This is a genomic window from Isoptericola sp. NPDC057559 (assembly GCF_042801555.1).
In the GTDB taxonomy this organism is placed as follows: Bacteria; Actinomycetota; Actinomycetes; order Actinomycetales; family Cellulomonadaceae; genus Isoptericola.
The window spans coordinates 176681-195762 of the sequence record NZ_JBHVFQ010000005.1 but is presented as its reverse complement, the minus strand read 5'-3'; the positions used below and the strand labels follow the sequence as shown (position 1 = coordinate 195762).

The window sequence follows — 19082 nt, the reverse complement described above, 5'->3', positions numbered from 1 at the left end:
CGCCGACCCGACCACGAGACCACGATGACGAGCCGCGAGGAACGCCGGCGGCGGCGCGTGCGGCGCACGGCGGCCGCCACCGTCGCCGCCGTCCTCGTGGTCGGGGTCGGCGCGACCGCGGGCGTGGTGTGGTTCCTCGACCGCACGAGCCCGCCCGAGCCGGAGCGCTGCGCCGCCGCGCTGGACGGCACCTCCTGGTACCTCACGCCCGTGCAGGCGGAGAACGCCGCGCTGGTGGTCGGCACGTCCGTGCAGCGCGGCCTGCCCGGCCGGGCGGCGACGATCGCGCTGGCGACCGCGCTGCAGGAGTCGCGCCTCGTGAACATCGACTACGGCGACCGGGACTCGCTCGGCCTGTTCCAGCAGCGCCCGTCGCAGGGCTGGGGGACGCCCGAGCAGATCATGGACCCCGTGTACTCGACCGGCGCCTTCTACGACGGCCTCGTCGAGGTCGACGGCTACCAGGACATGGAGATCACCGACGCCGCGCAGGCCGTGCAGCGCTCCGGGTTCCCCGAGGCGTACGCCCAGCACGAGACCCGGTCGCGTGCCTGGGCGTCCGCGCTCACGGGGCACTCCCCCGGCGCCGTCACGTGCACGCTCCCGCCGGCGGCGGAGACCGACGCCCCGACCGGCGACGCGGCGCGGGCCGCGCTGACCGAGCTCGCGGCGCGGGACCTCGGCCTGCCCGCCGACGCCGTGCGCGCGGCCGGCGACGACGGGCAGCGGGTGCGCGTGGACGCAACGGCCGTACCGCTCGACGGGGAGCTCGCGACCTGGGCCGTCGCCCACTGGGCGGTCGCGACGGCGGCGTCGACCGGCGCGGAGGAGGTCCGCGCGGGGGGCCGGGCGTGGTCGCGCGCCGACGGCACCTGGTCGGCCGTGGACGACGAAGACCGCCAGCCCGGCGGCCAGGTCACGATCGTCCTGACGGCGGGCTGACGGTCTGCGTCAGCGGTGCGGCGGCGCCTCAGCGCTGCCCGAGCGCCACGTAGTCGCGCTCGGTGGGGCCCGTGTAGACCTGCCGCGGGCGGCCGATCTTGGTCTGCGGGTCGTGCATCATCTCGCGCCACTGGGCGATCCAGCCGGGCATGCGGCCCAGCGCGAACAGCGGCGTGAACATGGCCGGCGAGAAGCCCATGGCCTTGTAGATGAGGCCGGTGTAGAAGTCGACGTTCGGGTACAGCTTGCGCTGCACGAAGTAGTCGTCCGACAGGGCGATCTCCTCGAGCCCGCGGGCGATGTCGAGGAGCTCGTCCTTGGCACCGAGCTGGCCGAGCACGGCGTCGGCGTGCTTCTTGACGATCGCGGCACGCGGGTCGTAGCTCTTGTAGACGCGGTGGCCGAAGCCCATGAGCCGGACGCCGTCCTCCTTGTTCTTGACCTTCTTCATGAAGGTCTCGACGGAGTCGTCGCCGCTGCGGATGCTCTCGAGCATCGTGAGCACGGCCTCGTTGGCGCCACCGTGCGACGGGCCGGAGAGGGCGTTGATGCCGGCGGCGACGGACGCGTACAGCGTCGCGTTCGACGAGCCGACGATGCGCACGGTGGACGTGGAGCAGTTCTGCTCGTGGTCGGCGTGCAGGATGAGCAGCTTGTCCATGGCGGACACGAGCACCGGGTCGGACTCCCACTGCTCGTAGGGCCGCGAGAACGTCATGCGCAGGAAGTCGTCCACGTAGCCGCGGGCGTAGTCCGGGTACATGAGCGGCTCGTCGCGCGTGGCGCGGTGCAGGTACGACGTGATGGTGCGGATCTTCGCGAGGATCAGCACGGTGGCGAGCTCGACGGCCTCCGGGTCGTGCGGGTCCAGCGACTCCGGGTAGTACGTCGGGAGCGCGTTGACGGCCGACGCGAGGATCGACATCGGGTGCCCGCCGCGCGGGAACGACGAGAGGAACGCGCGGAAGCCCTCGGGCACGAGCGTGTGGCGGTTGACCCGCTCCTCGAACGCCGACAGCTCCGTCGCCGACGGCAGCTCGCCGTGGATCAGCAGGTAGGCCACCTCGAGGAAGGTGGACGAGTCCGCGAGCTGCTCGATCGGGTACCCGCGGTAGCGCAGGATGCCCTGGTCGCCGTCGATGTACGTGATCGCCGACTCGCACGACGCGGTGTTGGTGAAGCCCGGGTCGACGGTGACCAGGCCGGTGTCCTTGAGCAGGGACGACACGACGATGCCGTCGTTGCCCTCCGTGGCGGGGACGACGGGCAGCTGCCGGGCGGTGCCGTCGACGACGAGCTCGACCGAGGCGGTGTCGCCCGAGGTGCCTGCGGCAGGCGTGGTGGACGTCATGTCTTCCTTCCGTGACGGGCCCACCGGCACCCGGCGACGGGGACGGAGAGCGCGTGACTCGTGACTCTGGGACGGGGGCGGCCCGGGGCACGCCGGCCGTGGCGTCCTCCAGGGCTACCGCGGCCTGCGGTCGAACCTACCCCTCAACACCAAGGTGTTCCAATCCCCTGCTCATCCCCAGCCATCCGGGCAGTCACGCAGGTGTGATGCGGGCCACAGCCTCCGCCACGGAATCGTCGGGCGCGGTCAGCGCGACCCGGACGTGCCGCTCCCCCGCGGCGCCGTAGAACTCCCCCGGCCCGACGAGGATGCCGCGGCGGGCGAACCATGCGGCGAGCTCGCGCGACGTCGCGCCGGCCGGGACCGGGTCCGGGGCACCCGCCCCGGCGCCTGTGGGCACCTCCGCGGGACGCGCCCACAGGTAGAGGCCCGCCTCGGAGCCGTCGACGACGAACCCCGCGGCCTCGAGCGCCCCCAGCAGGGCCGCGCGACGACGCCGGTACACCTCGCGCTGCGCGACCACGTGCGCGTCGTCGCCGAGCGCCGCGGTCATCGCCGCCTGGACCGGCGCGGGCACGATCATGCCGAGGTGCTTGCGGGTCGCCAGCAACCCCTCGACCAGGGCCGGGTCGCCCGCCACGAACGCGGCGCGGTACCCGGCCACGTTGGACTGCTTCGACAGGGAGTACGCCACGAGCAGGCCGTCGTGGCTGCCGCCGGCGACCCGCGGGTCGAGCAGGCTCGGCACGCGGGAGACGCCGTCGTCGCCCACCCAGGCGTCCGCCCACGGCAGCTCCGCGTAGCACTCGTCGCCCACGACGACGGCGCCGATCGCGCGCGCGGCCTCCACGACGCGGTGCAGGTGCGCGACGTCGGCGACCTCGCCCGTCGGGTTGCCCGGCGAGTTGACCCACACCAGGCGCACGTCGTCGCGCCCCGCCCAGGCGTCGACGTCGTCCGTGGCCAGGGGCGTCGCGCCCGCCAGCCGCGCCCCGACGTCGTAGGTCGGGTACGCGACCGCCGGGTGCACCACGACGTCGCCCGGCCCCAGCCCCAGCAGCGACGGGAGCAGCCCGACGAGCTCCTTGGAGCCCACGGTGGGCAGCACCGCCGCCGGGTCGAGGCCCGGGACGCCGCGGCGCCGGGCGAACCAGCCGGCGACGGCCGCGCGCAGGGCGGGCGTGCCGTGCGTCAGCGGGTAGCCGTGGGCGTCGGACGCCGCGGCGAGCGCGTCGCGCACCACGGCGGGCGTCGGGTCGACGGGCGTGCCGATCGACAGGTCGACCACCCCGCCGGGGTGGTCGTGGGCCGTGGCCCGCACGTCCCCCAGCGTGTCCCAGGGGTAGGGCAGGGCGCTGAGGTCCGCGAAGCCCATCAGGCCTGGGGCGGCAGGGCGGCGATCATGGGGTCGTCCTTCTCGATGACCCCCATCTTCGCGGCGCCGCCCGGGGAGCCCAGGTCGTCGAAGAACTCGACGTTGGCGCGGTAGTAGTCCTTCCACTGCTCGGGGACGTCGTCCTCGTAGTAGATGGCCTCGACCGGGCACACCGGCTCGCACGCGCCGCAGTCCACGCACTCGTCCGGGTGGATGTAGAGCGACCGCGAGCCCTCGTAGATGCAGTCCACGGGACACTCCTCGATGCACGCCTTGTCCTTGACGTCGACGCACGGCTGAGCGATCACGTAGGTCACTGCGGGCTACCTTCCAGGTGACGAGGGCGCGCCCTGGAGAGCGGGGCGCGGGGGCTCGATGCTTCTTCGGCGATACCGGCGCGGGCACGTGGCCCGCGCGGCCAACTCTAGTATCGCTGACGTGGTGCCTCCGCCGTCAGCCGTCCCACCTGCCGTCCCCCCCGCCGAGCCGCCCGCCGTCCCGCCCGGCTGGACGCGGCTGCCGGTCGGCGCGCGCGTCGTCGTGCGCCGCCGGCTGTCGCCGGCCGAGGCCGCCGCGAGCGGGGCGCGGTGGACGGACGTCGTGGGGATCCTCACGTCCGTCGCCGACGACGGCCTGCGGGTGCGCCCCGACCGCTCCCCCGGCGCACCCGAGGTCGCGGTCGGGGCGGCCGACGTCGAGGCCGTGAAGCCGATCCCGCCCCGCCGTCCGCGGCGCGGGCGGCCCGAGGACGACCGAGCCGACCGAGCCGACCGAGCCGACCGAGCCGACCGAGCCGACCGAGCCGACCGAGCCGACTGAGCCGACTGAGCCGACTGAGCCGACGCCGGGCCGCGCCCAGGGGCGACGCGTCAGCGCGGCGCGCGCACCCGCACCGCGTCGTCGTCCACGCCGACGACGACGGCCCCGGCCGCGCCGCGCGTCACGAGGGCGTCCACCGTGGCGGGCGTCCAGCCGCCGGCGAGCGGCACGCGCTCCTCGGCGCCGCCGGGCCGCCCGCGGCCCGCGCGCTCGGCCCGGACGTCGTCGGCGGCGTGGAAGACGTCGTGCAGCGACCCGTTGGTCTCCAGCGCCCCGATGACCACCTCGAGGTCCCGCACCGCCTTGCGCAGCGCGGGCGCCACCCAGGCGGCGTTCTCGGTGACCATCGCCTCGGTGCGGGCGGGGTCCGTGAGCGCGACCCGCGTGCCGTCGCGGAAGCTGCCCGCCGCGAGGCCCAGCGCCAGGTCGCGCACGGGGGCGCCCGCCACCGCGTTGAGCAGCTGCGTGGCCAGCACGTGCGGCACGTGGCTGATCAGGGCGGCCGCCTCGTCGTGCCGGTCGTCGGTCACGACGGCCGCGGTGCCGCCCAACGGCCCCGTCACCAGGCGCAGCACCTGCGCCAGGCGCGCCGGCTCGTCCGCGGCGACCGCACCCGGCTCGGCGACGGTGACCGCCCAGGGCGCGCCGTCGAGCAGGCCCGCGTCGGACGCGGCGAACCCGCTGTGCTCCGTGCCGGCCATCGGGTGGGCCCCGACGTACCGGTCGCCCAGGCCCGCCGCCCGCACCGCGGCGCGCACGGGGCCCTTCACGCTGCCCACGTCGGTCAGCGTCGCGTCGCCCCCGGCCAGGAGCGGCGCCAGCTCCGCCGCCGTCGCACGCACGGCCCGCAGGGGCACGGCCAGCACCACCAGGTCCGGGGCCGCCGCGCACAGCGCGGCGAGGTCGTCCGCGACCCTCAGGCCCACCGCGCGGGCGTCCGACCGGGTCCCGGGGTCCAGGTCCGTCGCGACGACGTCGACGCCGCGCGCCGCGAGCAGCCGGGTCAGCGACCCGCCGACCAGGCCCAGGCCGACGACGGCCACCGTCCCGGCCGGGCCGCGGGTCACCACAGCAGGCCCCGGGCGAGGGTCTCGTCCGCGTCCTGCTGCAGCACGCTGCCCGTGGGCACGTGGTCGGGCAGGACGCCGTCCAGCCCCGGCCCGCCCGGCGACACCGGGAACGCGCCGAGCACCTTGAGCGAGTCGCCCGCGCCGAGGAGCGCGGCGAGCAGGTCGCGCACGCGCGGCTCCCACGGGGCGCCGTCGAGCGTCACGACGAACACGTACTGGCTCTCGCGCACCTTCAGCGGGCGCTCGACGAGGCTCGTCATGTTGACGCCGCGGGCCGCGAACTCACCGGTGACCCGCGCGAGCACGCCCGGCCCCGTGACGACCGGCGTCATCGCGAGCATGGTGCGCCACGTGGCCCCGGCACCGTCCCCGTCCGCGGCGCGGACCGGCGCCCACGCGGCCGCGGCGCCGTCGCGGCGGCACAGCACGAGGAAGCGGGTCCGCGCGCCGGCGAAGTCCTCCACCCCCGTCGCGAGGGTCTCCAGGCCGTACAGCTCCCCGCACAGCCGCGGGCCGAACGCGACCTGGTGCTCGGCCAGGTCGCGGCAGGCCGCCGCGTTGGACGACGCGGGCACCGGCAGCAGGCCGCGCTCCGCGACGAACCGCGTGCACTGCGCCAGGCCGTGGGGGTGCGCGGTCGCCTCGCGCAGGCCCGCGTCGTCGGCGTGCCCGGGCCGGACGAACGCGTCGAACGACACGTCGAGCACCACCTCGTCGACGGCCACCACGTCGGGGCTGCCCACGAGGGCGTCGAGCGACGGCACGACGTACCCCTCGACCGAGCTCTCGATCGCCACGACCCCGCGGTCCGCGGCCCCCGACGCGACGGCGTCGTGCACCGCGCGGACCGTGGCGAGCGGCTCCAGGGCGGCGTCCTCGGCCGCGGCGCCCGCGCCCCCGGCCCAGCGGCGCGCCGCCTCGTGGGTGAACGTGCCCTCCGGCCCCAGGTACGCGACCCTCATGCCCCGGCCTGCCCGCCCTCTGCCCAGCGCGGGGCGAGCGGGACCGGTCCGGGCACGAAGCCCTCGCCCGGCAGCACCGCGAGCGTGCGGTGCGCGACGCCCCGGCCGTCCAGCTCGGCGACGAGCCCGTCCAGCACGTCGACCGACGGGCAGCGGAACGAGGTGAAGAACACGTGCGGCCCGCGGGTGGACGGGTGGCTGCGCAGGTGCTGCAGGTCCACGCCCGCGGCCGAGAGCACGGCCAGCGTGTGCTGCAGCGACCCGCGGTGGTCGTCGGAGGGCCCGACGGCGAGCCACACCTGTGCGGGCGCGTCGAACCGCGGCCAGGCCGCGCGCGACTCGAGCAGGCCGTACCAGACCGGCAGGCGGCCGGCGAGCCGCTCGCTGCCGGGCACCTCGGCCCAGCCGGCGGGCACCCGCGACCGCTCGACGACGATCGAGCCCGCCGCCCCCGCGAGCGCGACCCGCTCGTCGACCGACGTCCGCGTGGGCACGAGGCGCGGGCTCACGCCCATGCCGCGCAGCAGGTCCTGGCAGTCGCGCATCCCGGCCTCGTCGATGACGACCTGGCCGCCCGACGCCCCCGCCGGCGCCACCCACACCCACTGCGGCGCGACGGCGACCGCCGCCGTGACGATGAGCGACGGGTCGCCCGCGAGGATCGCCTCCTCGAGCGCCGGCGACGGCTGCTCCGGGTGGCCCAGGTGCACGACCGCGGCGAGGTCGTCGATCGTCGCCACCGTGGCGAGCGTGTCCGACGTCGTGCCGAGGTCGAGCAGCTCGAGCGACTCGTCCGCCACGGCCGTGACCACCTCCGAGCCGGCGGCGACCCCCGACCATCCCGCGTCGTGCGCCGCCTGCGCGGCGTGCGCCGGGGACTCGCGTTCCGAGCGTCCGAGCATCAGTCCTCCTTGGCCTTGCCGTCGTCGTCGTCCCCGTGGTCGGCGGGCTTGCGCTCCTGGTCCCGGTCGGCCTTCGGCTGGTCGCACACCACCGGGTTGTCCGGCTTGTACGTCCAGGTCTTCGACTCGTCCTTGACCTGCTTGCCGTCGTGGTACACCTTGCGGTAGTTCGTGATGGTGAAGCCGTCGCTGCCGCCCGGGTAGCTCTCGCACGACGCGCCCGTGCTGTGCACCGGGGTGGCCTGCACGACGTTCCGCTTGTCGCCCGCCGAGGTCTTCACCTCGTAGTACTTGGTGGACCAGATGGCGACGTGCACGCGGCCGCCCGACACCCACGACTGCATGACGGCGCCGTACGGGGTGTCGTTGGTGAACTTCATGTCGATGGCGCCCACGTAGATGGTCGCCTCGCGCCCGGCGGGGTAGCGGTCGAACCAGTAGCTGTGCGGCTGGTGGCCCGCGTCGTCGAACCCGGCGAAGTAGCCCGCGTTGTAGGTGGTCGTGGCCATCTGCGACAGCCCGCCGCCGATCGCGTCGGTGTGCACGCCGTTGCTGATGACGCCCGACTGCACGTACCCGTTCGCCGCCGTCACGGGCGACAGGGTGTCCAGCAGGGAGAACGTCTCGCCGGGGGCGACGAGCGTGCCCGTGACGAGCTGCGCGCCACGGATCAGGTTCCGGGTGCGGACGCTGTCGCTGGTCAGCGGGGTCGAGAACTCGGAGACGACCTCCTTGACGCCCATCTTCTCGAGCGCCTCCTTGGTGCGCTCCGGGTCGCGCTCGACCAGCGTGAGCTGGGTGGTGCGCGAGTCGCCGAGGGCGGCCTTGCCGACCTCCGTCGACGCGGTGTCCGGGTCCAGGGACGTGCCCTGGGCACCGCCCTCGACCACCGGCTTGCCGCCGGAGAAGACGAAGTGCGCGTCGTCCGGCTCCGTGAGCAGTCCGTCGGTGCCCTTCACGACCGCCGAGACGATCTTGTCGCCGTCGAACTTCGCGGTGAGCGAGCCGTCGGCCGCCTTGAACGAGGTCACCTTGGCGAGCGTCTTCGGGCTCAGCTCCGCGGTCTGGTCGCCGACCTCCACCTCGACGGGGCCGCTCACGACCTGCTCGGCCTCGGCCAGGGCCGCGTCGGTCTCCTCCTGCGTGATCGCCGGAGCCACGGTCTTCGTCGGCAGCTCGACCGGGCCCGAGGTGACGAGCCAGGCGTCCGCGACGGTGTCCACGGCCTCGTCGACCAGCACGCTGGAGCCCGTCTTCGCCTTCGTCGCGACGGCCTTGGCGCCGTCGAACCCGACGGTGCCGTCCACGGGCTCGACCTGCAGCGACTCCTCCAGCCCCGAGAGCACCTCGGTCAGCGCCGAGCGGCGGACGTCGACCGCGGGGGCGAGCTCGTCGCCGCCCACCAGGTGCTCCCACAGGTGCGCGGGGTCGAGCGAGAACCCGGTCAGTCCCTCGACGGTCGCGTCCGCGTCGAACGACAGGCCTGCGTCGGCGGGGTCGACCGTGCTCGACGCGTCGCCCGCCTGGACGGTGACCGGCTCGGCGGCCCGCGGCGCGAGGCCGTCGTCCAGCGCGGCCACCGCGGCGGCGCTGTCCATGCCGCCGATGTCGACGCCCGCGACGGTCGTGCCCTTCGGCACCGACCCCGCGACCGCCGCCTGCGCCCCCACGTAGAGGCCGGCCACGACGACGAGCCCGACGCCCGCCCACAACGCCACCTTGGGCGCGCGGCTGGGCGCGCCGTCGCCGGCAAGACCGTCGAGCGGCGAGCCCGACGTCGGACCCTCGGGTCCGCCGGACCCGCCAGTCCCACCCGTCCCACCCGGTCCGGCGGGCGCACCAGGACCGGCAGGGCCGCCAAGGCCGGCGGGGCCTGCCGGGCCACCGGGGCCGGCAGGGCCCCCGGGCGCCGCGAAGACCGCGGGCGCGGCGGCGGCGACGGACACCGCGGGCAGCGCCTGGGTCGGAGCACCCGTCGCCGGCGCGGCGACCGTCGCGATCACGCGCTGCTCGTAGAGGCGCACGCGCGGCTGGTACGGCTCCTCGGGCTCCTCCGCCAGCATCGACGTCGCGGCGGCCGGGGCGGCGGCAGGCGGCGTCGAGGCCGACGGCGTCGCGACAGCAGGCGGGGTCGTGACAGCAGGCGGCGTCGTGACAGCAGGCGGCGTCGCGGCAGGCGGCGTCGCAGCAGCAGGCGGCGTCGCGGCAGGCGGCGTCGCAGCAGGCGGCGTCGCAGCAGGCGGGGTCGCAGCAGGCGGGGTCGCGGGCGGCGGCGTCGCCGCCGCCGGTGCGGGAGCGCTCGGCACGGTGGCGGGCGGGGCGGGCTGCGCGGACGGTGCGGGCGTCGTCGCCGGCGTCGCTGCCGGGGTCGTCGCCGTCGTGTCGGGCTCGGCCCCGGAGTCGGGACGCGCGGGCTCGGCGGGTGCGGATCCGGTGCTCGCCGGATCGCGCTCGGTCGGGTGACCCATGCAGAGGCTCCGTCGGGGTGGAGGTGCGGGGACGACGCCCCGGGAAGGACAGGTGGGCGCGGGCCGGACCCGCGTGGAGGATCCTACTCGCGGCCCTCTGCCCGACCTCGCCGCAGTTCGGGTGAAACCGCCATTTCGGGCACGAGTCCCCACACGTTCGTCACGCGCGGCCCGGGGCCGCGCACGGGACGCTCACACCCGCCGGGTCAGGCCCGGCGGTCGGTGAACCAGGACCGCGGCAGGAAGGCGGCGACGAGGAACATGGCGAGGCCCCCGTAGGTCCACACCAGGCCGACGGCCTGGGCCGGCACGAGGACGTCCCCGCCCGGCCCCGCGACGGACAGCACCTGCACCGCGACCACCCAGCCGGCGCCGGCGGCGAGCAGGGGGCCGAGCCCCGCCCACGCCCGGCACAGCATCGCCGTGGACAGGGTGATGGCCAGCGCCAGCACGATGCCGACCGGCAGGTCGTTCCACTGGGTCCGGTGGGCGACGGTGCCCAGCACGCCGACGGCGGCGCCGAGGGCGAGCGCGAGCACGGCTCGGGCGGCGGTCCGCCACCAGCGGCCGGTGCGAGCCGGGGCGGTCGAGTGCTCGGGCGTGGTCATCGCGCCGAGCCTACCGGCGCGGACACCAGATACGACTCGTGCGCGGGCACGGGGGCGAGCACGTCGTTGCTCAGCGCGTACCAGCCCAGGAGGGCGGGGTCGCCGGCCGGCCCGGACGTTGCGTGCTGCACCTGCGTGGCGTGCGCCCGCATCGCGCCGAGCACCCGGTCGAGCACCGGCGCCACCTCGACGGTGCGGACGTCGCCCGTGGCGAGCTCGTCGTCGTGCCCGGCGAGCGGCGGCAGCTCCTCGTCAGGGTCGGGGAAGGTGAGCCCGGCCCGGTCCGCGAGGGCCCGGGCGTCCGGCGCACCGGCCAGGGCCCTGCGGGACGCCCGCAGGGCCGCCGACGGCGTCACCGCCTGCCACAGCTCCGCCCCCGCCCACGGCTCGCCGGGGACGGGCGCGCCCGGGTCCGCGGCGAGGGCGAGCGCCCGCACGGCGACGTCGTGCGTGCGCACGTGGTCCGGGTGGCCGTAGCCACCGCGGGCCTCGTAGGTCGCGACGACGGCGGGCCGACGATCCCGGACCAGGGCGGCGAGCCGCGCCGCGGCGTCGTCGAGCGGGACGCGCGCGAACGCCGTCGGCGGCGCGTCGGCGGCCGGGCCGGCGATCCCCGGCGCGACCCATGCCATCCCGGAGTCCTCGAAGCGCGTAGCCTCCACCTCCACGGTCCCCCCGGCAGGCCGGGTGTCCGGGAGGGCGACGCCGTCGAGGAAGTCCTGCGCGACGACGCCCGGGGCGCCGCCGAGGGCGGCCAGCGCCGCCGCCAGCTCCGTCTCGCGGTGGGCGGCGAGCGCGGGCCCGTCGCCCTCCAGCCGGGCCAGGCCCGTGGGGTGCGACGGCGTGTCGATGACCTCGCCGCGCTCGCCGCGCGTACAGGTCACCACCGTGACCGGCCGCCCGGAGGCCGCCCACGACGCGATCAGCGCACCGGTCGCGAGGGTCTCGTCGTCCGGGTGCGCGTGCACCGCGAGCAGCCCCACGGGCGTCGCCGGTCCGTCAGGCGCGCTTGGCGCGCGCGACGGCGCGGGCGCGGGAGGTCGCGTCGAGCTCGACCTTGCGGATGCGCACGACCTCCGGCGTCACCTCGACGCACTCGTCCTCGCGCGCGAACTCGAGGGACTCCTCGAGCGTCAGGTGGCGCGGCGGAATGAGGTTCTCGAAGTTGTCCGCGGTCGAGGACCGCATGTTCGTCAGCTTCTTCTCCTTGGTGATGTTGACGTCCATGTCCTCGTTGCGGGAGTTCTCGCCGACGATCATGCCCTCGTAGACCTCCTGCGTGGGGTCGACGAAGAACGAGCCGCGCTCCTGCAGGTTGATCATGGCGAACGGCGTCACCTTGCCCGCGCGGTCGGCGACGAGCGAGCCCGTGTTGCGCGACTCGATCGGGCCGTTCCACGGCTCGAAGCCCTCGGAGATGGAGGCCGCGATGCCGGTGCCGCGCGTCTCCGTGAGGAACTGGGTACGGAAGCCGATGAGGCCGCGGGCCGGGACCATGAACTCCATGCGCACCCAGCCGGTGCCGTGGTTGCTCATCGTCTCCATGCGGCCCTTGCGCTGCGCCAGGAGCTGGGTCACGGCGCCGAGGTACTCCTCGGGCACGTCGATGGTCATGCGCTCCATCGGCTCGTGCCGCTTGCCGTCGACCTGCTTGGTGACGACCTGCGGCTTGCCGACGGTGAGCTCGAAGCCCTCCCGGCGCATCTGCTCGACGAGGATCGCCAGGGCGAGCTCGCCGCGGCCCTGGACCTCCCACGCGTCCGGGCGCTCGGTGGGCAGCACCTTGAGCGACACGTTGCCGATGAGCTCGGCGTCGAGGCGGTCCTTCACCTGGCGGGCGGTGACCTTGTGACCCTTGCCGCCCTTGCCGGCCAGCGGCGAGGTGTTGATGCCGACGGTCATCGAGATCGCGGGGTCGTCCACCGTGATGAGCGGCAGGGGGCGCGGGTCGTCGACGTCCGTGAGCGTCTCGCCGATCATGATGTCGGCGATGCCCGCGACGGCCACGATCTCGCCGGGGCCGGCGGACTCGGTGGGCACGCGGTCCAGGGCCTTGGTCTCGAGCAGCTCGGTGATGCGGACGCTCGTCAGGGTGCCGTCGTGGCGCGCCCAGGCGACGGTCTGGCCCTTGCGCAGGGTGCCGTTGAAGATGCGCAGCAGCGCGAGGCGGCCGAGGAACGGCGACGCGTCGAGGTTGGTGACGTGCGCCTGCAGCGGCATGTCGGCGTCGAACGTCGGGGCCGGGATCTTCTCGAGGATGGTCGCGAACAGGGGCTCGAGGTCCTCGTTGGCGGGCAGCGAGCCGTCACCGGGCTGGTCGACCGACGCGCGGCCGGCCTTGGCCGAGGCGTAGACGACGGGCACGTCGAGGATCGCGTCGAGGTCGAGGTCGGGCACCTCGTCGGACAGGTCGCTCGCGAGGCCGAGCAGCAGGTCGGTGGTCTCCCCCACGACCTCGGTGATGCGCGCGTCGGGGCGGTCCACCTTGTTCACGACGACGATGACGGGCAGCTTCGCGGCCAGCGCCTTGCGCAGCACGAAGCGCGTCTGGGGCAGCGGGCCCTCCGACGCGTCCACGAGGAGGACGACGCCGTCGACCATCGACAGGCCGCGCTCGACCTCGCCGCCGAAGTCGGCGTGGCCCGGGGTGTCGATCACGTTGATGGTGATGCCGCCGGGCTCGCCGACGCTCGCGGCCGACGGGCCGGCGTACCGGACCGCGGTGTTCTTCGCGAGGATCGTGATGCCCTTCTCCCGCTCCAGGTCGCCGGAGTCCATCACCCGTTCGTCCACGTGCTGGTGGGCGGAGAAGGCGCCTGCCTGGCGCAGCATGGCGTCCACGAGGGTCGTCTTGCCGTGGTCGACGTGGGCGACGATCGCCACGTTGCGCAGGTCTGAGCGCACAGACATCGAGGGTCTCTTTTCCTGGGGAGGGAGGGGCGGCCCGCGATCGGGCCCCGACCATCTTACCTGCCGCGCGAACCCGCTCGCGGATGGCCGTCGTCCCCGCCCCTGTTTCCCCCTCCGCTCAGCCTCCCGGGCCCGCGTCCTCGTCCCCTCCGGAGCCGGTCGTGCGCCCGGGGGGCTTCGCGTCGCGGCGGCGCGGCACGCGCAGCCGCAGGGCGCCGGGGGCCGACGGCAGCACGTTCTCCCACCGGCCGGCGAGCGTCGTCGCCACCTTCTCGGTGACGTGCTCGGTCAGCTCCGCGCGGGCCGCGCGCCGCTCGGAGCGCACGATCGCCCGGTGCTCCGCGCCGAGCTCGCGCACGATCGACACGGCCATGCCGATGAGCACCAGCGAGAACGGCAGCGCGATGAGGATCGACGCCGTCTGCAGGGCCTGCAGCCCGCCCGCCAGCAGCAGCGCGATCGCGACCAGCCCCTGCATCGCCGCCCAGAACAGCCGGCTCCACAGCGGCGGGTTGGGGTTGCCCCCGTGCGCCAGCATGTCGACGACGAACGACCCGGAGTCCGACGACGTGACGAAGAAGATCACCACGAGGACGATCCCCGCGACCGCGAGCCAGGTGCCGGCGCCCGGCAGGCTGTCGAAGAGCTGGAACATCGCGGTGTCCGTGTTCACGCCGCCCGTGGCCGGGTCCAGCATGCTGCCCGGCTCGGTCATCTCCTGGTTCAGCCCGGCACCGCCGAACACGCTGAACCAGATCGTCGTGACCAGCATCGGCACCGCGAGGGTGCCGAGCACGAACTCCCGGACGGTGCGGCCGCGGGAGATGCGGGCGATGAAGACGCCCACGAACGGCGCCCACGACATCCACCAGCCCCAGTAGAAGATCGTCCAGCTCGACTCCCACTCGAGGCCCTCGTCCCCGCGGAAGGCGAGCGTGTCGAAGGTCATCTGGACGACGTTCGCGAAGTAGTAGCCGAACGACTGCACCCAGCTGCGCAGCAGGAACAGGGTGGGGCCGAGCACCAGCACGACGGCGAGGACCACGCCCGCCAGCATCATGTTGCCGTTGGACAGCCACTTGATGCCGCGGGAGAGGCCCGAGGCCACCGACATCCCCGCGATGGCGGTGATCACGGCGATCAGCCCGATCTGGAGACCCACGGACGGCTCGACCACGTCGAGGTAGCCCAGGCCGTGCGCCACCTGCAGCACCCCCAGGCCCAGTGACGTGGCCACGCCGAACACCGTGCCGATGATGGCGACGACGTCGATGACGTGCCCCCACGTCCCCTTGACCCGGTCCCCGAGGAGCGGCTCCAGCGCCCAGCGGATCGACACCGGGCGGCCCTTGCGATGGATCGCGTACGCCAGCGCGAGCCCGGCCACGACGTAGATCGCCCAGGCGTGGAAGCCCCAGTGCACGTAGGTCTGGCCGATCGCCGCCTGCGCCAGCGTCGCCTGGTCCCCCGTGACCCCCGGCTTCGGGTCCACGAGGTGCGACAGCGGCTCCGACACGCCGTAGTAGACGAGGCCGATGCCCATCCCCGTGGCGAACAGCATGGAGAACCACACCGGAAGCTTGAAGTCCGGGGCCTCGTCGTCCGGGCCGAGCACGATGTCGCCGAAGCGGCTCAGGCCCATCCAGACTGCGAAGATCACGAAGGCGGCCACCAGCAGCACGTAGTACCAGCCGAACGCGCCGATCACCTTGGTCTGCAGGGTGTTCATCACCGCCGTGGTGGCGTCGGTGGCGAACACCGCCACGAGCACGAACAGCAGGATGATGCCCGCAGCCGGGTAGAAGACCCCGCGGGACAGCGTGGACGCCCGTGCCATGCCCCTCACCCTGACGCCGCGCACGGGGGTCGGCAAACGGAGCAGGCCGGGAACGCGGACGGGGCCGCCGGACGACCCAGGTCGGTCGCCGGCGGCCCCGTGCGCGTGGTTCCCGCGGGAGGGCGTCAGCCCGCGATCGCGGAACCCTCCAGCCCGGCGCCGGGGATGGCGGCGAGCAGGTCGCGCGTGTACTGCTCGCGCGGGTTGTCGAACACCTCGTCGGTGGTGGCCTGCTCCACGACCTTGCCCGACTGCATCACGACCACCTGGTCGGCGATCTGGCGGACCACGGCGAGGTCGTGCGTGATGAACAGGTACGACAGGCCCAGCTCCGACTGCAGGGTGCCCAGCAGGTCGAGGATCTGCGCCTGGACCAGCACGTCGAGGGCCGAGACGGCCTCGTCGAGCACGATCACCTCGGGGCGCAGGGCCAGCGCGCGCGCGATGGCGATGCGCTGGCGCTGGCCGCCGGAGAGCTCGTTCGGGAACCGGCGCATCGCCGACTGGGGCAGGGCCACCATGTCGAGGAGCTCGCGCACCCGCTTCTCGCGCTCCTTCTTGGAGCCCACCTTGTGCAGGACCAGCGGCTCCTCGATCGAGCGGAAGATCGAGTACGTCGGGTCGAGCGAGCCGTACGGGTTCTGGAACACCGGCTGGATCCGGCGGCGGAACGCGAACGCCTCCTTGGTGGAGTGCGTCGCGATGTCCGAGCCGTCGAACTCGACGGTGCCGGAGGTGACGTCCAGCAGACCGAGCACCATGTTGGCGGCCGTGGACTTGCCGGAGCCCGACTCCCCCACCAGCGCGAGCGTGTGCCCGCGCTTGAGCGTGAAGCTCACGTCGTCGACGGCCTTGAACTCCGTCGCCGCCCCGGGCCGGCTGCCGCGGATGGTGAACACCTTGGTGAGGTTGCGCGCCACCACGATGTCCGCCGTGCCCGCACCCTTCGCCCCGGCGCGCGGCACCGTGGCGTCGAGGTCGGGGGCCAGCAGGTCGTCCGACTCCTCGCCCGCCTCGCGCGCCACCTGGATGCGGCGCGACGCGAGGGACGGCGCCGAGGCGACCAGGCGCTTGGTGTACGGGTGCTGCGGGTCGGCGAGGATCTGCCGGGCGGGGCCGGACTCGACCACACGGCCCTTGAACATCACCACGAGGTGCTCGGCGCGCTCGGCGGCCAGGCCCAGGTCGTGCGTGATGAACAGGACGGCGGTGCCGAGCTCCTGCGTGAGGAGCTCGAGGTGGTCGAGGATCTGCCGCTGCACGGTGACGTCGAGCGCCGACGTCGGCTCGTCCGCGATGAGGAGCTTCGGCCGCGAGGCCAGCCCGATCGCGATGAGCGAGCGCTGGCGCATGCCGCCGGAGAACTCGTGCGGGAACTGCCGCGCGCGCCGCTCGGCGTCGGGCAGACCGGCCTCCTGGAGCAGGCCCGCGACGCGGTCCTTGCGCTCCCTCTTGCCGCCCTCGAAGCCGTTGGCCTTGAGGGCCTCCTCGATCTGGGTGCCGATGCGCCAGACCGGGTTGAGGTTCGACATCGGGTCCTGCGGGACGAGGCCGATGTCGCGGCCGCGCATCCCCTCGATCTCCGCGCGGGGCAGCCCGACGATGTCGCGGCCGTCGAACATGATGCTGCCGCCGGTCACCTTGCCGGTGCCCGGCAGCAGGTCGATCACGGCGTGCGCCGTGGTCGACTTGCCGGAGCCCGACTCGCCGACGATCGCGACCGACTGGCCCGGGTAGACGGTGATGTTGGCGCCGCGGACCGCGTGCACGTCACCCTCGGCGGTGTTGAAGGTGACCTGCAGGTCGCGGATCTCGAGCAGCGGCTTGTCCGTACCGGCCTCGTAGCTCGAGCCGTCGCCCCCACCGGCGGGCAGGTTGCCGTTCGTCACTGGGAACTGTGTCGTCATCGCTTCCGCGCCTTCGGGTCGAGGGCGTCGCGCACGACGTCGCCCATCATGATGAAGCCGAGCACCGTGAGGGCCAGGCCGCCGGCCGGGTAGAAGAGGATCTCCGGGGCCACGCGGATGGACTTCTGCGCCATGCTGATGTCGCCGCCCCACGAGACGGTGCTGGGCGGCAGGCCGATGCCGAGGAAGCTCAGCGTCGCCTCCGCGACGATGAACGTGCCCAGCGCGACCGTCGCGTACACGATGATCGGCGCCGCCGAGTTGGGCAGCACGTGCTGGAGCAGGATCTTGCCGCGGCCCATGCCGAGCGAGCGGGCGGCCGTGACGAACTCGTTGTTCTTCACGGACATCACGGTGCCGCGCGTGATGCGGGCGATGGATGTCCAGCCGAACGCGGCGAGCACGAACGCGACGGTGAAGCTGGTCCGGTTCGTGGTGACCGACATGAAGACGATGGCGGCCAGCACCAGCGGGATGGCGAAGAAGATGTCGGTGATGCGCGACAGCACGGAGTCGAACCAGCCGCCGTAGTAGCCGGCGACGGCGCCCATGGCGGTGCCGAAGATGACGACCATGACGGTCGACATGACACCCACGAGCACCGAGGCCCGCGCACCGTAGATGGTGCGGGAGTAGATGTCGCAGCCCTGCTTGTCGTAGCCGAACGGGTGCCCCGCCTCGGGGCCGGCGAGCGACTTGGAGAGCTCGCAGTCGAACCGCGGGTGGATGTCCGTGAACAGGCCCGGGAAGGCCGCCACGACGATCACGAGCAGGATGATCGCGGCCGACACCCAGAACAGGGGGCGGCGGCGCATCTCGCGCCACGCCTCGCGCCACAGCCCCGACGGGGCCGCGTCGGTCTTGACCGCGTCGACGGCGCCGAGGCCGCCCTCGTCCACCTCGGCGGCGAAGTGCTCCTGCCCAGGACGGGGTCGCCGTCCGCCGGGCACGGTCTCGAAACGGTTCTCAGGCATAACGGATCCTCGGGTCGAGGGCTGCGTAGAGGAGGTCGACGAGCAGGTTCGCCAGGATGTAGACGAGGACCAGCACGGTGGTGATCGCGACGACGGTGACGTTCTCGCCGCGGATGATCGCCTGGTAGAGCGTTCCGCCGACGCCTTGGATGTTGAAGATGCCCTCGGTCACGATCGCCCCGGCCATGAGGTTGCCCAGGTCGGCGCCGAGGAAGGTCACGACGGGGATGAGCGAGTTGCGCAGCACGTGGCGGCCGGTGACCTGCGAGCGACGCAGGCCCTTGGCGCGGGCCGTGCGCACGTAGTCCGCGCTGAGGTTCTCGCCGACCGACGTGCGGGTCAGTCGCAGCACGTAGGCGAACGACGTCGCGGCCAGCACGACCGCGGGTAAGAACAGCTCGTACAAGCCTGGGTCGTTGCCGACGCTGACGGGGAACCACCCCAGCTTCACGCCGAAGACGAACTGCATGACGAAGCCGATGACGAAGGTCGGCACCGCGATCACCACGAGGCTGAGGACCAGCACCGTCGCGTCGAAGAAGCCGCCCTTCCGCATGCCGGCGATGAGGCCGAACATGATGCCGAAGACGCCCTCCAGGATGAGGGCCATGATGGCGAGCTGGAACGTGATGGGGAACGCCTGCGCCATCACGTCCGTGATCTCGCGGCCGCGGAAGTCCACCCCGAAGTCCAGCGTGAACACGCCACGCAGGAACAGCAGGTACTGGACGATGAACGGCTTGTCGAGGTTGTACTCCGCGCGGATCTGTTCCTGGACCGCCTCGGGGAGCCCACGCTCCCCGCCCAGTCCGGCCACGGGGTCACCGGGCCGTAGGAACACCATCGCGTACAGCAGGAGGGTCGCCCCCAGGAACACAGGGATCATCTGCAAGAGCCTGCGTCCGAGATACCAGAGCATGTGTCTATTCTCCTCGTTCGCTCCGGGGATCCCCCGGG

Annotated in this window: 16 protein-coding genes; 2 read left to right on the top strand and 14 right to left on the bottom strand. The window is 73.9% G+C overall.

Annotated elements, in window-relative coordinates; genetic code table 11:
• Positions 1-24 precede the first annotated feature (24 nt).
• Positions 25-942, top strand: coding sequence for a hypothetical protein (locus ACFU5J_RS08010; protein ID WP_430578374.1), 918 nt, complete (start codon positions 25-27; stop codon positions 940-942).
• A gap of 28 nt (positions 943-970) precedes the next feature.
• On the opposite strand, the gene ACFU5J_RS08005 is transcribed toward ACFU5J_RS08010, so the two are convergent.
• The 7 genes from ACFU5J_RS08005 to ACFU5J_RS07975 all read right to left on the bottom strand — a co-directional run bounded on the left by ACFU5J_RS08005 (position 971) and on the right by ACFU5J_RS07975 (position 9484).
• On the bottom strand, positions 971-2293 hold the full coding sequence (locus tag ACFU5J_RS08005) for a citrate synthase (protein ID WP_430574897.1): 1323 nt from the start codon (positions 2291-2293) through the stop codon (positions 971-973).
• 193 nt (positions 2294-2486) lie between these two features.
• Positions 2487-3668: a succinyldiaminopimelate transaminase gene (gene dapC / locus ACFU5J_RS08000; protein WP_430578373.1), complete on the bottom strand. Its 1182-nt coding sequence runs from the start codon at positions 3666-3668 to the stop codon at positions 2487-2489.
• The gene (gene fdxA / locus ACFU5J_RS07995) at positions 3668-3985 is read right to left on the bottom strand and encodes a ferredoxin (protein WP_416342121.1); all 318 of its coding nucleotides are present in this window, start codon (positions 3983-3985) and stop codon (positions 3668-3670) included. Before fdxA ends, dapC begins: the two co-directional genes overlap by 1 nt.
• A 552-nt stretch (positions 3986-4537) precedes the next feature.
• A complete protein-coding gene (locus ACFU5J_RS07990) occupies positions 4538-5554 on the bottom strand; it encodes a prephenate dehydrogenase (RefSeq protein ID WP_430578372.1) in 1017 nt (338 codons plus the stop codon).
• On the bottom strand, positions 5551-6519 hold the full coding sequence (locus ACFU5J_RS07985) for a prephenate dehydratase (RefSeq protein ID WP_430578371.1): 969 nt from the start codon (positions 6517-6519) through the stop codon (positions 5551-5553). The genes ACFU5J_RS07990 and ACFU5J_RS07985 overlap by 4 nt, the downstream gene beginning before the upstream one ends.
• Positions 6516-7421, bottom strand: coding sequence for a hypothetical protein (locus ACFU5J_RS07980; protein WP_430578370.1), 906 nt, complete (start codon positions 7419-7421; stop codon positions 6516-6518). Before ACFU5J_RS07980 ends, ACFU5J_RS07985 begins: the two co-directional genes overlap by 4 nt.
• Positions 7421-9484, bottom strand: a complete 2064-nt coding sequence (locus ACFU5J_RS07975) for a VanW family protein (RefSeq protein WP_430578369.1) — start codon at positions 9482-9484, stop codon at positions 7421-7423. The genes ACFU5J_RS07980 and ACFU5J_RS07975 overlap by 1 nt, the downstream gene beginning before the upstream one ends.
• A 70-nt stretch (positions 9485-9554) precedes the next feature.
• Here ACFU5J_RS07975 and ACFU5J_RS07970 point away from each other — a divergent pair, with 70 nt between their 5' ends.
• Positions 9555-9884, top strand: coding sequence for a hypothetical protein (locus tag ACFU5J_RS07970; RefSeq protein ID WP_430578368.1), 330 nt, complete (start codon positions 9555-9557; stop codon positions 9882-9884).
• Between the two features lie 211 nt (positions 9885-10095).
• On the opposite strand, the gene ACFU5J_RS07965 is transcribed toward ACFU5J_RS07970, so the two are convergent.
• The 7 genes from ACFU5J_RS07965 to ACFU5J_RS07935 form a co-directional block, all read right to left on the bottom strand.
• The gene (locus ACFU5J_RS07965; protein WP_430574890.1) at positions 10096-10497 is read right to left on the bottom strand and encodes a DUF6113 family protein; all 402 of its coding nucleotides are present in this window, start codon (positions 10495-10497) and stop codon (positions 10096-10098) included.
• Positions 10494-11480 (bottom strand): PIG-L family deacetylase, encoded by a 987-nt coding sequence (locus tag ACFU5J_RS07960; RefSeq protein ID WP_430578367.1) that lies wholly within the window; start codon positions 11478-11480, stop codon positions 10494-10496. The genes ACFU5J_RS07965 and ACFU5J_RS07960 overlap by 4 nt, the downstream gene beginning before the upstream one ends.
• 16 nt (positions 11481-11496) lie before the next feature.
• Positions 11497-13407, bottom strand: coding sequence for a translational GTPase TypA (gene typA, locus ACFU5J_RS07955; RefSeq protein WP_430574888.1), 1911 nt, complete (start codon positions 13405-13407; stop codon positions 11497-11499).
• A gap of 118 nt (positions 13408-13525) precedes the next feature.
• Positions 13526-15244: a BCCT family transporter gene (locus ACFU5J_RS07950; protein WP_430578366.1), complete on the bottom strand. Its 1719-nt coding sequence runs from the start codon at positions 15242-15244 to the stop codon at positions 13526-13528.
• 125 nt (positions 15245-15369) lie between these two features.
• On the bottom strand, positions 15370-17151 hold the full coding sequence (locus ACFU5J_RS07945) for a dipeptide ABC transporter ATP-binding protein (RefSeq protein WP_430574886.1): 1782 nt from the start codon (positions 17149-17151) through the stop codon (positions 15370-15372).
• Positions 17148-18125 (bottom strand): ABC transporter permease, encoded by a 978-nt coding sequence (locus ACFU5J_RS07940; RefSeq protein ID WP_430574885.1) that lies wholly within the window; start codon positions 18123-18125, stop codon positions 17148-17150. Before ACFU5J_RS07940 ends, ACFU5J_RS07945 begins: the two co-directional genes overlap by 4 nt.
• Positions 18118-19044 (bottom strand): ABC transporter permease, encoded by a 927-nt coding sequence (locus tag ACFU5J_RS07935; RefSeq protein ID WP_430574884.1) that lies wholly within the window; start codon positions 19042-19044, stop codon positions 18118-18120. Before ACFU5J_RS07935 ends, ACFU5J_RS07940 begins: the two co-directional genes overlap by 8 nt.
• Positions 19045-19082 lie beyond the last annotated feature (38 nt).

Bases quoted from the DNA above. Each gene is read 5' to 3' on its own strand.
- ACFU5J_RS07985 (WP_430578371.1), bottom strand. From the start codon at position 6,519: ATGAGGGTCGCGTACCTGGGGCCGGAGGGCACGTTCACCCACGAGGCG.
- typA (WP_430574888.1), bottom strand. From the start codon at position 13,407: ATGTCTGTGCGCTCAGACCTGCGCAACGTGGCGATCGTCGCCCACGTC.
- ACFU5J_RS08010 (WP_430578374.1), top strand. From the start codon at position 25: ATGACGAGCCGCGAGGAACGCCGGCGGCGGCGCGTGCGGCGCACGGCG.
- ACFU5J_RS07980 (WP_430578370.1), bottom strand. From the start codon at position 7,421: ATGCTCGGACGCTCGGAACGCGAGTCCCCGGCGCACGCCGCGCAGGCG.
- ACFU5J_RS07935 (WP_430574884.1), bottom strand. From the start codon at position 19,044: ATGCTCTGGTATCTCGGACGCAGGCTCTTGCAGATGATCCCTGTGTTC.
- ACFU5J_RS07975 (WP_430578369.1), bottom strand. From the start codon at position 9,484: ATGCTGGCGGAGGAGCCCGAGGAGCCGTACCAGCCGCGCGTGCGCCTC.
- ACFU5J_RS07965 (WP_430574890.1), bottom strand. From the start codon at position 10,497: ATGACCACGCCCGAGCACTCGACCGCCCCGGCTCGCACCGGCCGCTGG.
- ACFU5J_RS07945 (WP_430574886.1), bottom strand. From the start codon at position 17,151: ATGACGACACAGTTCCCAGTGACGAACGGCAACCTGCCCGCCGGTGGG.
- ACFU5J_RS08005 (WP_430574897.1), bottom strand. From the start codon at position 2,293: ATGACGTCCACCACGCCTGCCGCAGGCACCTCGGGCGACACCGCCTCG.
- ACFU5J_RS07940 (WP_430574885.1), bottom strand. From the start codon at position 18,125: ATGCCTGAGAACCGTTTCGAGACCGTGCCCGGCGGACGGCGACCCCGT.
- ACFU5J_RS07950 (WP_430578366.1), bottom strand. From the start codon at position 15,244: ATGGCACGGGCGTCCACGCTGTCCCGCGGGGTCTTCTACCCGGCTGCG.
- dapC (WP_430578373.1), bottom strand. From the start codon at position 3,668: ATGGGCTTCGCGGACCTCAGCGCCCTGCCCTACCCCTGGGACACGCTG.